Source organism: Kitasatospora sp. NPDC048722, from assembly GCF_040650235.1.
GTDB lineage: Bacteria > Actinomycetota > Actinomycetes > Streptomycetales > Streptomycetaceae > Kitasatospora.
In genome coordinates this window covers 117133-131146 of the sequence record NZ_JBEZGX010000007.1, presented here as the reverse complement: position 1 = coordinate 131146, position 14014 = coordinate 117133, and the positions used below count along the sequence as shown (strand labels likewise).

Below are 14014 nucleotides of genomic sequence, written 5' to 3'. Positions count from 1 at the left end.
GTCAGAGCCGAGCCGAGGCTAGCACGCCGGACGGGTGACTTCGGGAGCTCCGGAAACCGGCCGGCGGCCCGCAGCCCTTTTACGGGACACGCCGTCTGGCCGACGCGACGTTAGGTTGCTTCGAAGGGATTCCGGCCGGAGGGGCCACCTGCTGGCAGATGGAGGTCGTCTTAATGGTGCGGCAAACCGAGCTGTTGACGCCCCAGCTCGCCGACTATCTCGACTTCCTCGATCGCGGGGAGATGAGGTACCTCCCCTATCTGATGTACTTCAACAGGCCGAACTTCCGGTCGGCGGCCATCAACACCGACCGGCTCGGATTCCGGATCTCGCACGGTCCGAGCGGGCCGGGGTCCGTCGGCGGCGACCGGCTCGACGGGCCGGTCCGGCTGCTCGTGGGTGGTTCGGTGTCGCTGGGTTACGGCGCCACGAGCGACGCGGCCACGATCGCCTCCCGGCTCTGGTCGAAACACGCGCCGAGCCGGCCGTGGTTCACCTTCGGCGCCCCGTACCTCAACTCCACCCAGGAGTTGATGCTGTTCATGCTCCACCGGCACCTGCTGCCGCCGATCGACGAGATAGTCATCCTCAGCGGCTTCAACACGCTGGTCATGGGACAGCTGACAGGGGTGGACGTCGGCGGCCAGGAGCCGTTCTTCTTCTGCAACGAGTACTTCGAGAAGATGCAGGAGTTGCGAGCACGGTACGCCGAGCCGGCCAGGACCAAGCGGTGGCGGACCGGCCCGAGGCCACCGGCGCAGTCGGTCACGCCGTCGGCAGCACGCCCGACGACGGCCGGCATGATCCAGTCCGCTGTCGACGTCACGCTGCGGAACCTCGACAGCTGGCTCGTGATGGCCGCCGCGACCGGCGCCCGGGTGAGCTTCGCCCTCCAGCCGCTCGCGACCTGGCTGCGGGAAACGCCGGCGCCGCAGGAGAAGCTGCTCTTCGACGAGTTCGACAATGCCTCCGACTACGGGACCTGGGAAGAGCGCTACGGCGACGTCGGCAGCATCGCGACGGGCGCCGCCTATGCCGAGGCCCTCGGCGAGGCATGCGCGCGCAAGGGCATCCCGTTCGTCGACACGCTCTCCCGGCTCTCCGCGGTGGTGAAGCCGTCGGACTGGCTCTTTGTCGACCGCGGCCACTACACCGACCAGGGCAATGACGTCGTCGCGCAGGTGCTCGCCGAGGACCTCGAACTGACGTGACGTCCGGACGCCGACCCGAAGTGAACTGAGGTGACTTCTCCGTGCCGTTCCTGCGTACGCTGATGGCCAGGTTGTTCGGCCGCCGCAAGAAGAAGAAGGCCGATGCCTCCATCTACCCGATGTTCTGATCAGGTGATGGGCGACGACGGGCTGACGCTGTCGGTCCGGACGGTGTTCGCGCGGGCGTGCGAGCCGGAGGACACGCCGCTGCCCGACACGCTGCGGCCCGCGATCACCGACGAGCTGGATCGTGCCGGCCACGACGGCGATCCGCGGTGCGAACCCTCTGCGGTCGCCGCCTGGGCCGAGGCCGAACGGGCGCGCTTCACCGCGCTGTTCGCCACCGCGGAGCGCGAGGGCTGTGCGGAGGTGCTCGTCCGCCGGGCGGTGCTCGCCTGTGCGCCACTGGCCTCGGTATCGGGTGCCTGGCTGCAATGGATGAGCGAGCCGGGCAACGCCGAGGAACCGGTCACCATGCGGGCGCTCGCGCTGTTCGCGGCCGATGTCGGCACCGGGCATCCGGGCGACTCCCGTGGCGACGCGTACCTCGCCCTGATGCGGCACGTCCGGGTAGCCGTGCACGCGCGTCCGACCGCCCGCCTGGCACACGACCGCCGGATCGCCGACCCCTCCTTCTACCTGCCGGCTCTCGCACTGACGATGAGCCGACGCCCGGACGCGTACCAGGGCGAGATCATCGGTCTTGATCTCTGCTTGCGCGCCGTCGGGCTGCTGCCCCCGCTCGCCGGTGTCCGGACCCGAGGTCCGGACACCGCGGACTGGGCCGCGCTGGACCCGGGCCGCGCACGCGGCCCGCGCCGGGCGCCGGCGCTCGACGACGCACGAGCCGTCGCGGCCGCGTTCACCACGGCGGCCGGCGCGGCTGGTACGGCGGCGATCGAGCGCGGCTTCGCGTGGGCGTTCGCCGCCCTGCGGCGCTGGAGCGACGAGGCGTACCGGGAGCTCGACGCCGCTCGCGACCCGTCCTTCGAGATGGCCGAGCTGATGCGCTCCCGGGCCCGTGAGGCGTCGGCCTATCACGACCGGTTCGTCATGCGCGGGCGACCACTGAAGCAGTGGCTCACCGAGGCGCGTACCGACCCGGCTCCGTTCCTGGCCGCGCTCGCCGACAGCCGCCTCGTGCGGCCGGGCCGGTCCGGGGAGAGCCGGCTCACCGGCGAACTGGTGTCGGAGAACGGCCGGATGTTCCGGGTGTTCCCCGACGACGACCTGGACGTCATCAACCGGTGGATCGATGCGCTGCCGGCCGATCCGGCTGAGCGTGATCGGCCTCGGCCGGCCGCGCATCAGCCCCGGAGCATCGGATTCCGCCCGGCCCCGGACACCACGGGCGACGACGACGTCGCTCCCGCCGACCTGCGGGAGGCGTACACCCGGCTGTTGCGGCGCTCGATCACGCCGGCCACCCGGCAGTACGCGCTGCGCTACGTCGCGGGGTGGCTGGCCCGCTCCCGCCACGGCATGAAGCGGACGGCCCAGTCGCTGCCGGCCCAGCCGCCGACGAACGGCCTGCGGCCGTGGCTGCTCGACCAGCACGACCTCCACAACAGCGAGTTCCAGGACGGCTCGGACGATCCCCTGCCCAGCCGCGCCGAGCTGATCGACTCGACGCTGCAGTTGGCACCGCTCACCCTGATCGACGGCGCCTGGCTGGCCGGTCACACCGACTACCAGCTCGCCTCCGCCGAGCGCGGCCACTTCCTGTTCAACACCTACTGGGACGAACTGGGCAACGGCGAGCTGGAGCTGAACCATCCGCTGATCTACCGCACCCTGTTGCGGGAGATGGGCATCGACCTGCCACCGACCCGGTCGCCGGAGTTCGCGGCCTGGCCGGCCATCCGGGACCTGTCGTTCGAACTGCCCGTCTACTGGCTGGCGATCGGCCGGTTCCCGGGCAGGTTCGAACCGGAGATCCTCGGCCTGAATCTGGCCATGGAGCTGTCCGGTGTCGGCGGCAGTTATCGCCGTGCCCGGCATGCGCTGAAGCAGTACGGCTTCAGCACCACGTTCGTCGACGTCCACAACACCATCGACAATGTCGCGACCGGACACTCCGCGTGGGCGGCGGACGCCGTCGACGGATATCTGGCGCAGCAGACGCCGGCAGCTCGCACGGACGCGTGGGACCGGATCCGGGCCGGGTACCGCTCGCTGAACCCACCGTCCGGATTCTGGGCCCGCAACGCGGCCCGTCGCGCCCGAGTGGAGGCATCCGCACATGTCTGACCTGGTTCTCGGTATCTCCGCCTACTACCACGACAGTGCCGCGGCGCTGGTGTCCGACGGGCGCCCCGTGGCAGCCGCGCAGGAGGAGCGTTTCACCCGCCGCCGCCACGATTCCGCGTTCCCGGCCAACGCCGTCGGCTACTGCCTGGACGAGGTCGGCGCCACACTCGCGGACGTGTCGGCGATCGCCTACTACGAGGACCCGGCGCTCAAGTTCCGCCGTGTCCTGGCGACTTATCTCGGCGCGGTCCCGTTCGGACTCGCCTCGTTCCGCGACACCCTTCCTGGCTGGTGGTCGTCGAAGCGGCGGGTCGCCGACGTGGTCCGTCGCGAGCTCGAGGGACTGGACCGCGGACGCGTACCGGAGATCATCTGCCGCCGGCACCACGAGTCGCACGCCGCCTCGGCGTTCTTCGCCGGCCCGTACGAATCGGCCGCCGTGCTGTGCATAGACGGTGTCGGCGAGTGGGCGACCACCTCGATCTGGCACGGGCAGGGCACCCGGTTGAAGCCGGTGGCCGAGATCCGCTTCCCGCACTCGCTCGGCCTGCTCTACTCGGCCTTCACCTACTTCTGCGGGTTCAAGGTGGACTCCGGCGAGTACAAGCTGATGGGCCTGGCGCCCTACGGGGAACCGCGGTACGCGGACCTGATCCGCGAGCGGCTGATCGACGTCAAGCCGGACGGGTCGTTCCGCCTGAACATGCGCTACTTCGCGTTCCTGCGCGGTCAGGTGATGACGGGTCGCGGATTCGAGGAGCTGTTCGGCGGTCCGCGCCGGGAGCCGGAGGGCGAGCTGACCCGGCGGGAGTTCGACCTGGCCGCGTCCGTCCAGCTGGTCACCGAGGAGGTCGTCCTCAAGCTCGCGCGCACGGCCCGCGAGCTGACCGGCGAGTCGCGGCTGTGCCTGGCCGGGGGCGTGGCCCTGAACTGCGTGGCGAACGGAAAGATCATCGCCGACGCGCTGTTCGACGAGGTCTGGATCCAGCCGGCGGCCGGCGACGCCGGCGGCGCGCTGGGCGCGGCGCTCGCGGTCGCGATGGACCGGGGAGCCGGGCGTGCCCACGCGGGGACCGGACACGACGCGATGTCCGGGTCGCTGCTCGGACCGGCGTACGACGACGACGAGATCGCGGCCTACCTGGCCGAGGCCGGCGTCCCGCACCGCCGCCTCGAACCGGAGGAGCTGGCTGCCGAGGTCGCGAAGTCGATCGCCGCGGGGATGGTCGTGGGCTGGTTCCAGGGCCGGATGGAGTTCGGCCCGCGGGCGCTCGGATCACGGTCGATCCTGGGCGACGCCCGTGATCCGCGGACCCAGTCGGTCATGAACCTGAAGATCAAGTTCCGGGAGTCGTTCCGGCCGTTCGCGCCGTCCGTACTGGCCGAGGACGCCAAGGAGTTCTTCGACCTCTCCCAGGAGAGTCCGTACATGCTCGTGGTCGCGCCGGTCGCGGAGGCGGCCCGGCTCGCCGTCGAGACGGATTCCGGCCTGACCGGCATCGATCGGCTCAAGGTCACCCGGTCGGTGATCCCGGCGGTCACGCACGTGGACTACTCGGCGCGTGTGCAGACCGTCGGGCCGCGGGACAACCCCGCCTACCACCGCCTGCTCACGGCACTCAAGAGGGAGACCGGCAGCAGCGTCGTGGTGAACACGTCGTTCAACGTGCGCGGCGAGCCGATCGTGAACACGCCGCACGAGGCGTACACCTGCTTCATGCGGACCGACATGGACCTGCTCGTGCTCGGCGGGTTCCTGCTGCACAAGTCCGACCAGCCGGACTGGAAAGAGGACGTGGACTGGCGTACCGAGGTTCCCCTCGACTGACCAGCAGCCGTCCGTCCCACACTGATAGGGGTTCCTGATGCGCAAGGCCCTGCTCACCGTCGTGTACGTCCTGCTCGTGATCCCGGCGGGCCTGGTCCTTCGGGTCCTGCGCGATCCGATGCGCCGGTCGAGGCCCAGGCGCCGGCCGAGCTACTGGGAGCGGCCGCTCACGCGGGGGTGAAGACCACCTGGTCGGCGATGGTCCGTTCGATGGCGCGCATCGCGGGGAGCACCTCGTCCGGCCGTGCGACCAGGCCCTCCACCACGCCGAGCGTGCCCTGGCCGCCCAGCCGCCAGTCGACCCGGTCACCGGGCTCCGCGGTCAGGACGACCGAGAGGATGTCGGGACGCTCGGCGAGGGCGGCCACGTTGCCCCAGGAGGCCAACCGCCAGTCGCCGACCGGCGGCAGGATCTGGTAGCCGAAGGCGACCGCGGCGGGCTCCCCCAGCGACACCACCGGCTGTCGGCCGACGGCGACCTCGAACGCGAGCCGGACCGCCTCCACTCCGAACGACCGGTGCAACAGCGCGGCCGAGTAGCCGCCGAGGCGGGCGTTCACCTCGATCACCACGGGCCCGTCGGCGGTCAGCTTCAGCTCGATGTCCGCCCACCCGTCCTGCACGCCGAGAGCCCGGCAGGCCGCCGCGGAGATCGCGTAGACCTCCTCCTCGACCGGCGCGGGCAGCAGACCGGGCAGGAAGAAGCCCCGCTCCCGGAACGGTTCCATCAACGGCAGCCGTGAGTTGAGCACCTGGCACGCGACCGTGCCGCGCCACCACAACACCTCGACCGACACGTAGTCACCTAGGCCGGGCCCGGCCACCGACGGGCAGCCGACCAGCATCTCCTCGATCACGAACTCGTCGGCGTCGCCCGAGGCGAACGCGTCGGCGGCGTACCGCACCGCGTCCTCCGGACTGTCCAGGCGGTACGTCTGACGACTGGACGCACCCCTCACCGGCTTGAGCACGGCCGGCGTGCCCACCTCGGCGAGCGCCTCCACCGCCTGGCCGGGCCCCGTCAGCAGCCGGAACCGCGGCACCCGGAGCCCGGCCTCACGGAAGCGCTGCCGCTGGGCGTGCTTGTCGGTGGCGGCGAGCACCGTGCTCTCGGAGTGGAAGCGCAGGCCGAGCCGGGAGGCCAGCCGCTGCGCGAGCGGCAGGTCACGGTCGGAGAAGGCCACGATCCCGGCCGGGCGGCGGGCCGCGAGCACGGCGGCGCCGGCCGCCTCGTCGGTCATGTCGACGACCTCACCGACGACCGCCAACAGGTCGGTCAGTCCGTCCGGCGCCTCCTCGACGGGCACCGCGAACAGGAGGTCGTAGCCCTCCGCGTCGGCGGCCAGTTCGAGCGGGCTGGCGGCTCCGGCCGTGTAGACCACGATCACCGTCTCGGTCATGCGTCCACCCTCACTGTGTCGTCGTGCTCGCGGTGCGCGGGCAGCGAACGGTAGATCTGTTCCAGGCCGCCCAGGGGGCCGCCGAGCCGCGGCAGTGCCGCGTACACCGGGTCGCGGCTCAGGATCGCGTCGACCTCGCGCAGCCGCCACATCGGCGTCCGCGGGAACAGGTGGTGGACCAGGTGGAAGCCCTCGCCGTCGATCTCTCCCAGCAGGAACCGGGTGCCCCATCCGTAGACCCGGTTCCAGGACATGTAGATGTCCACCCGGGGCGCGGTCTCGATCAGCGGGAAGTGCTCCATCAACTCGGACACCGCACCGATCCACACCTGTGTGGTGACCAGCGGCACGAACCAGAGCAGCACCAGCCACAGCCACCAGCCGCCCAGGACGGCCCAGATGAGCACCCCCGCCAGCAGGACCACCCGCAACGCCCGCTCGGCGGGCTGCTCCCCCGCCGCCACGATGCGGTGCCGGAGCAGGTAGAACACGTACGAGGCGGTCGCCTTCGGCGTCACCACCGTGCGCAGGTACCGGCGCAGCGCCTTGCGGCTCAGGTTGTCCCCGCACAGCGCGTTGTCCCGGTACTGCTGGTAGTCCGGGTCGCGGTCCGGGTCGCCCAGCCGGCCGTGGTGCTCACCGAGGTGCGAGGCCCGGTAGCCGGTGTAGCTCTGCAGCACGGGGTATCCGCCGAGAACCGCCCCGATCACGCTGCCGGCCCGGTGGTTCGCCATGAACACCCGGTGTGTCGCCATGTGGAGCATGCCGGCGATGCCACGCTGGCGGCCGCCGATGAAGAACACCGCCACGAGGTACACCGGCAGCGCAAGCCACCAGGGTGCGTGCTGCCACGACAGCACCGAGGCCGCGCACCAGAACGCCATCCAGGCCCAGTGCGTGACGGCTTCCAGCGGACCGTGCCAGTTGTCCGGCCGAGACGCGGCCCGGACCTCGACCATGATGTCCGGCGCGAAGCGGTACCGCTCGGCTAGATCAGAATCGGCCACGGTCCTTCTCCTCACTCAGCTATGTCCAACTGGCGGCTCTCCCCAGTCAGACATCCGGGTCACCATGTCGGCAACCAGGTCGGCCTCCTGAGGCCGGAGGTAGAAGTGGTCGCCGTCGAACGCCCGCCACACGGCGCTGCCCGAGGTCACCTCACCCCAGGCGGCCAGCTCACCCGGCACGTCGCCGCCGTCGCCGAGTCCCCCGTAGGCGGCGATCGGGACCCTCAGCCGCACCGGTTCCTCGCGGTGGTACGTGAGGGACGCCCGGACGTCCGCCAGCAGCGCCGGCAGCACCAGCTCGCGCAGTTCCGGGTGGTCGAACACGACCGGATCGGTCCAGCCGGCCTCCCGGGCCTCGGCCTCGACGGTGGCGTCGTCGAGCGCCCCCTTCGGTGGCGCGGACCGCTGCGGGGCGAGCTGGCCGGAGACGAACAGACCGGCCGGATCCGGCCCCGGACCGGCCTCCATGCGGATCGCGACCTCGTAGGCGACGAGGCTGCCCATGCTGTGCCCGAACAGGAACAGGGGCCGGTCGGTGTACGGCGCCAGCGCCGCGACCACGGCATCGGCGATCTGCGGGACCGACGACATCAACGGCTCCGCCAGCCGGTCCTGGCGGCCCGGGTACTGCACTCCGATCAGCTCGATCGCGGTCGGCAGCCGGTCGGTCCACGGGCTGTAGACGCTAGCCGTGCCGCCGGCGTGCGGCAGGCACACGAGGCGGGCGGACGGGTCCTGGCGCGGCCGGGGCCGGCGCAGCCAGCGCGCGGCTGCGCCGGTGCTGCCCAATGTCGAGGGTGCGGTCATCGAGGGACTCCCGTCGGTTGCGGGTCTGAGGCCAGAATCCGCATGTGATTCTTTGCGAAGGGTGCGTCTGGGACGGATTCGCGATGGATAGTGCCCCGGCCGATGTGCCGATCGCGATCGGTGGGCAGCTCGACCCGGCCACCGTTCTCGGCGGCTACCGGCACGGCGCCTTCCCCATGCCGGCCGCGACGGCGGCCGACATCGAGGTGAATCACGCCCTGTACGAGGAGTCGGTGGAGTCCGGGAGGACCGTGGTGCTCGACTCGCCGCTGCCCGACCCGTACGCGCTGGTCTGGTGGTCCCCGGATCCCCGGCCGGTCATACCGTACGGCGGGTTGACCAAGGCACGCAGCCTGATGAAGCTGTTGCGCAACCGGCTGACCTGGACCACCACGACCAACCAGGACTTCGCCCGGGTGCTCGCCGAGTGCCGCCGGGACCGCCTCCCCGAGTGGCTGACCACCGAGCTGTGCGAGTGCATGATCGAGCTCAACCGGCAGGGCTGGGCGCACAGCGTCGAGGTGTGGGAGGACGGCGAGCTGGTGGGCGGTGCCATCGGCATCGGCACCGGGGAGGTGTTCGTCCTGGACACCTGCTTCCACCGGCGCAGCAACGCGTCGAAGGTGGCGTTGCTCGACATGGAGCACCGGCTGGCCGGCGCCGGCGTGACGCTGCTGGACGTCGAGTGGGACAGCGAGCGGAGCCGGCGGCTCGGCGCGGGGCCGCTGCCGCGCCACGAGTTCCTGGCGGCCCTGGCCCGCGGCAGCGATCCGGTCCGTCTGGCCGGCGGCGTGGAGCCGGTACGGCGCCTGGGGTACCTCCGCACACCCGGCTAGCGGGCGTTGCCCCCAAAACAGGTGAGTGCCGTGGGTCCGGCCACATGGTCAGGATGAACGAGGACCGTGTCCTCGTTCGACCATCGGGGCCGTGACAGAAACGGAGCTGAACCAGTGCCGGTCAACACCTCTGGATCCATACTCGAAACCGCGACCTCCACCGGTGTGCAGCCGTGCACACAGCCGCTTTCCGACGGGGACGACGCAGTCGTGCAGTTGCCCCTCTCCGCCATCCACGATGCCGACTCGCCGCGATCCGCGGGCGTTGACCTGGAGTACGCGAGCTCCCTGGCGGAGATGGAGGCGGACCTGCCACCGATCGTGGTGCACCGCGCGACCATGCGCGTCATCGACGGCATGCACCGGCTCACCGCCGCGCGCCTGCGCGGGGAGCAGGAGATCCGCGCGCAGATGTTCGACGGCGACAGTCACGAGGCGTTCCTCGTTGCCGTCCGGCTCAACGTGTCGCACGGCAGGCCGTTGACGCTCGCCGATCGGCGCGCCGCCGCGGTCCGGATCATCCGGAGCCACCCGCAGTTGTCGGACCGGTCGATCGCCGTCACCGCCGGGCTCGCCGCGAAGACCGTGGGCTCGCTGCGTCGCGGGATCGACGGCCCGCCGGTCGAGGCGCGCATCGGCCGTGACGGCCGGGTACGGCCGGTCAACGGGGCGGCCGGCCGGCAAGCCGCGGCCGAGCTGATCGCCGTGCATCCGGAGGCGACGCTGCGCCGGATCGCTCAGGAGGCCGGCATCTCGGTGGAGACCGCGCGCAGTGTCCGGGCCCGTCTGCGGGCCGGCGAGGACCCGGTGCTGGACCGGCGGACCCGGCCGGAACGTATCGACCGCGACGAGGACCGGCAGATGACGGTGAAACTGCCGGAGGCCGACCCCTCCCAGGAACTGCGGTCGCTGCTCGACAGCATCCAACGGGATCCGTCACTGCGTTACACCGAGTCCGGCCGGGTGCTGCTGCGCTGGCTGGGGCCCCGGGTGCTGGTGCCCGACGAGATCCCCCTGACGCTGAGCCACATCCCGCCGCACTCGCGGCTCAATCTCGGGTCGCTGGCGAGGTCCTGCGCGGCGGCCTGGATCCAGCTCGCGATGGGGCTCGAGGACGAGTACGGCAGCACCGCCGTCGGCGGACTGTCCGGCTGAGACCGCGGCAGGAACGCAACGGGCCGGTGTCCTGGTGGACACCGGCCCGTTCTCATGCACTTTCAGCGGGGCGTTGCTGCGCTGTTGCCCGCGTGCTCCCCGGTCGCAGCCCCAGCCGGTCCGAGTGCACCAGACCGGGACGGCTCAGGGCCCGGCAGAACGGAGGGGTCCGCCGCTTCGGCCGCTCAGCTCCGGTCCGGCTCGCTCAGGCGGGTGGCGAGGCCGGCCACGGTCGGCGTCTCGAAGAGCGTACGCAGAGCGACCGTGCGCCCGACGAGGTCCCCGACCCTGTTGACGACCGCGACCGCCAGCAGCGAGTGGCCGCCCAGTTCGAAGAAGTTGTCCCGCACGCCGACCCGCGGCACGGCCAGCACCTCCGTCCAGATCGCGGCGATGCGCTCCTCCAGCGGTGTACCCGGCGGCTCGTACTCGGCCGCCCCTGCCCACTCCGTCTCGTCGTCCGGCCGTGGCAGCAGTGCGCGGCTGAGCTTCCCGCTCGGCGTACACGGCAGTTCCGTCACCGTCATATAGGCCGCCGGCACCATGTAGTCCGGCAGCCTGTCGGCAAGGAAGGCACGCAGCTCGGCGGAGGGCGGCGGGGCCTGCGTGTCCGGCACGACGTACGCAACCAGGCGCCGGTCGCCGACGCCGTACCGGTGGGCGGCGACGGCGCACTCCAGCACCTGCGGGTGGCCGCTGAGGACGGTCTCGATCTCGGCGACCTCCACCCGGAACCCTCGTATCTTCACCTGGTCGTCGAACCGGCCGAGGAACTCCAGCTGCCCGGCGGCGTTCCAGCGGACCTTGTCGCCGGTGCGGTACATCCGGGCCCCGTCGCGGAACGGGTCGGGCAGGAACCGCTCCGCCGTCAGGTCCGGGCGGCCCAGGTATCCGCGGGCCAGCGGGGTGCCGCCGACGAACAGCTCGCCGGCCACCCCCGGCGGCACCGGCCGCAGCTCGGCATCGAGAACGTACGCCCGGGCGTTGTCGAAGGGCCGGCCGATCGGCGGCAATGCCTGCCACTGCGCGGGGTCCCCGCCGAGCTGGTGCGAAGTGGCCAGGTGTACCTCGATCGGCCCGTACTGGTTGAACAGCGTGCAGTCGGGCAGCCGAGTGAAGAACTCCCGGATCGCCGGGGTGGCCTGCAACTGCTCGCCGGCCGTGAGCACCGCGCGCAGCGACGGTGGGAAGCGGTCGAGGCGCACGGCCAGCTCGGCCATGCCCTGCAGGGCCACGAACGGCATGAAGACCCGCTCGATGCGCTGCGTCTCGATGACATCGAGCAGACGCTCGAAGTCGTGCCGGACCTCTTCCTCGACAAGGACCAGCGTCTCGCCCGCGGCCAGCGTGGTCAGCATCTCCTGGTAGAAGATGTCGAAGCTGAGCGCGGCCCACTGCAGGGTCCGCCCGCGGCCACCTGGGCCCTGGCGCTGCTGCCACCGCACCTGGTTGAGCAGTGCCCGGTGCGACATGGCCACGCCCTTGGGCCGGCCGGTGGACCCGGACGTGTAGAGCACCCAGGCGATGTTGGCCGGGTCGGTCAGGTTCGCCGGGCCGGTGACGGCGGCCGAGGGGCTGAACGCCAGTACTGGCGCGGAGCCTTCCGGGCCGGCCGCACCGTCTGCCGGGCCGATCACCAGGCGCAGCGCCGCGTCCTGCGCGATCAGCTGCCGGCGTGCCTCCGGATAGGACGGGTCGATCGGGACGCAGGCACCGCCCGCCTTGAGTACCGCCAGGTTGGCGACCACCAGGTCGAGCGAGCGGCGCAGTGCGATGCCGACCCGCTCGTCGGGGCCGACGCCCAGCTCCCGCAGCTGCCGGGCCAGGGCGTTCGCCTGCTCGTCCAGTTCACGGTAGGTCAGTTCCCGGCCGTCGAACACCGCCGCGACGGCGGTCGGTGTGGCGGCGACCTGCCGCTCGACCAACTGGTGCAGGCAGATGTCGTCGTCGTACCGGGTGACCGTGCCGTTCCAGAGTTCGAGTACCTCGTGCCGCTCTCCGACCGACATCAGGGGCAGATCGTCGATCGGCACGTGCGGCGTGGTGACCACCCCGGCGAGCAGGGTGACCAGGTAGCCGGCCAGGCGCTGCATGGTCGCGCGCTCGAACAGCGCGGTCTGGTACTCCAGCCCGACGCTCAGCTCCCCCGTCTCGCCCTCCTGCGCGAAGAGTGTGAGGTCGAACATCGCCTTGCGCTCGTCCGGCTCGATCGGGGTGACGGTCAGCCCGTCGAGCATGTCGAACGGCTCGGCCCTCAGGTAGGTGAACAGCACCTGGAACAGCGGCTGCACCGCCAGGTCCCGCTGTGGCCGGAGTTCCGCCACCAGGCGGTCGAACGGCGCGTGCCGGTGCTCGTACGCCTCCAGCAGCAGCGGTTGGAGCTTGCCGAGCAGTTCGACGAAGGTCGGCCGCCCGGCCAGGTCGGCCCGCAGGACCACCGGGTTGACGAAGTGGCCGATGTTGGCCTCGACGTCCGGGTGCGCCCTCCCGTCGACGATCATCCCGACGCTCACGTCGGTCTGGCCGCTCCACCGGTACAGCAGCGTGTGAAAGGCCGCCAGCAGCACCATGAACGGCGTGGCGCCCTCCTGCCGGGCCAGTCGGCGCAGCCCTTCGGCCACCTCGGCGGGCACCGGCACCTCGACCGTGTCGCCGTCGAGTTCGGCGGTGGCCGCGCGGAGCCGGTCGGTCGGCAGGTCGAAGACGTGCGGTGCGTCGGCCAGTCGCCGCGTCCAGTAGTCCATGTGCCGCTTCGCCTCTGCGGCGTCCCGGCCGTTCTGCCACAGGGCGTAGTCGGCGTACTGCATGCTCAGTTCGGGCACGTCGGCCGGGGTACCGGTCCGGAACGCCCGGTAGAACGTGCGCAGTTCCTCGTAGAGGTTGGCGTGCGAGGGACCGTCGAGCACCAGATGGTACGAACGGAAGACCAGCACGTGCTCGGTCGGCGAGAAACGGATCAGCTCGGTCCGGAAGTTCTGCGCCACGGAGATGTCGAACCGGTACTCGGCGTACATCCGCTTCCGCTGGTCCAGCCACCGTTGCTGCTCGGCGGCGGACAGCTCGGACATGTCGAGAAGGGTGAAGCGAGGATCACCAGGCGGCTCCACGACCTGCACGCCGATGCCGTCGCGCGCCGGGAACGCCGTGCGCAGGATCTCGTGCCGTCGCACGATCTCGGCGATCGCCGACCGCAACGCCGCCACGTCCAGGTCGCCGGTGATGCGGTGCAACGCCGTCTGGTTGTACGCCGCGCCAAGCACGCCCATCTGCTCAAGGAACCACATGCCCTGCTGGTGGTCGGAGAGCGGGATGACGTCCGGCCGGGCAGCTGGGGCCGGGACCGGGTCGGCGAGCATGGTGGCGATCACCTCGTCGCGCCGCTCGCGAAGCACCGCCAGCCGTTCGGCGTCGAGCGCACCGGCCGGCCGATAGCGCAGCCTGCCTTCCTGAAGCCAGAGTTGGACGCCGGCCACGCGCAGTTCTTCCAGGAAGTCGGAGATCGGGATCACGGGCTGCCTCT

10 protein-coding genes are annotated in these 14014 nt (G+C 71.2%); 6 read left to right on the top strand and 4 right to left on the bottom strand.

The window, feature by feature from the left end; translation table 11 throughout:
* Window positions 1-173 precede the first annotated feature (173 nt).
* From AB0C76_RS08255 to AB0C76_RS08240, 4 genes are all read left to right on the top strand, one after another.
* Window positions 174-1211: an Inducer of phenazine A gene (locus AB0C76_RS08255; protein ID WP_359961513.1), complete on the top strand. Its 1038-nt coding sequence runs from the start codon at window positions 174-176 to the stop codon at window positions 1209-1211.
* 135 nt (window positions 1212-1346) lie between these two features.
* Window positions 1347-3461, top strand: coding sequence for an iron-containing redox enzyme family protein (locus AB0C76_RS08250; RefSeq protein WP_359961510.1), 2115 nt, complete (start codon window positions 1347-1349; stop codon window positions 3459-3461).
* Window positions 3454-5289, top strand: coding sequence for a carbamoyltransferase (locus AB0C76_RS08245; protein ID WP_359961507.1), 1836 nt, complete (start codon window positions 3454-3456; stop codon window positions 5287-5289). The genes AB0C76_RS08250 and AB0C76_RS08245 overlap by 8 nt, the downstream gene beginning before the upstream one ends.
* Before the next feature lie 37 nt (window positions 5290-5326).
* Entirely contained in the window at window positions 5327-5470 is a 144-nt protein-coding gene (locus AB0C76_RS08240) for a hypothetical protein (RefSeq protein WP_359961504.1), read from the top strand.
* On the opposite strand, the gene AB0C76_RS08235 is transcribed toward AB0C76_RS08240, so the two are convergent.
* Genes AB0C76_RS08235 through AB0C76_RS08225 form a run of 3 tightly spaced genes read right to left on the bottom strand, consistent with a single transcriptional unit; the run spans window position 5457 to window position 8503 of the window.
* Window positions 5457-6689 carry an ATP-grasp domain-containing protein gene (locus AB0C76_RS08235; protein WP_359961502.1) on the bottom strand — a complete coding sequence of 411 codons (1233 nt, stop codon included), beginning with the start codon at window positions 6687-6689 and terminating at the stop codon, window positions 5457-5459. The genes AB0C76_RS08240 and AB0C76_RS08235 overlap by 14 nt on opposite strands.
* Window positions 6686-7696, bottom strand: a complete 1011-nt coding sequence (locus AB0C76_RS08230) for a fatty acid desaturase (RefSeq protein ID WP_359961499.1) — start codon at window positions 7694-7696, stop codon at window positions 6686-6688. Before AB0C76_RS08230 ends, AB0C76_RS08235 begins: the two co-directional genes overlap by 4 nt.
* Before the next feature lie 15 nt (window positions 7697-7711).
* Window positions 7712-8503 (bottom strand): thioesterase domain-containing protein, encoded by a 792-nt coding sequence (locus tag AB0C76_RS08225; RefSeq protein ID WP_359961497.1) that lies wholly within the window; start codon window positions 8501-8503, stop codon window positions 7712-7714.
* 83 nt (window positions 8504-8586) lie between these two features.
* On the opposite strand from AB0C76_RS08225, the gene AB0C76_RS08220 reads away from it, so the two are divergent.
* Both AB0C76_RS08220 and AB0C76_RS08215 read left to right on the top strand, forming a co-directional pair.
* Window positions 8587-9339 (top strand): leucyl/phenylalanyl-tRNA--protein transferase, encoded by a 753-nt coding sequence (locus tag AB0C76_RS08220; RefSeq protein ID WP_359961494.1) that lies wholly within the window; start codon window positions 8587-8589, stop codon window positions 9337-9339.
* 114 nt (window positions 9340-9453) lie between these two features.
* On the top strand, window positions 9454-10494 hold the full coding sequence (locus tag AB0C76_RS08215; RefSeq protein WP_359961492.1) for a ParB N-terminal domain-containing protein: 1041 nt from the start codon (window positions 9454-9456) through the stop codon (window positions 10492-10494).
* A gap of 185 nt (window positions 10495-10679) precedes the next feature.
* On the opposite strand, the gene AB0C76_RS08210 is transcribed toward AB0C76_RS08215, so the two are convergent.
* A complete protein-coding gene (locus AB0C76_RS08210; protein WP_359961490.1) occupies window positions 10680-14003 on the bottom strand; it encodes an amino acid adenylation domain-containing protein in 3324 nt (1107 codons plus the stop codon).
* Between the last annotated feature and the right edge of the window lie 11 nt (window positions 14004-14014).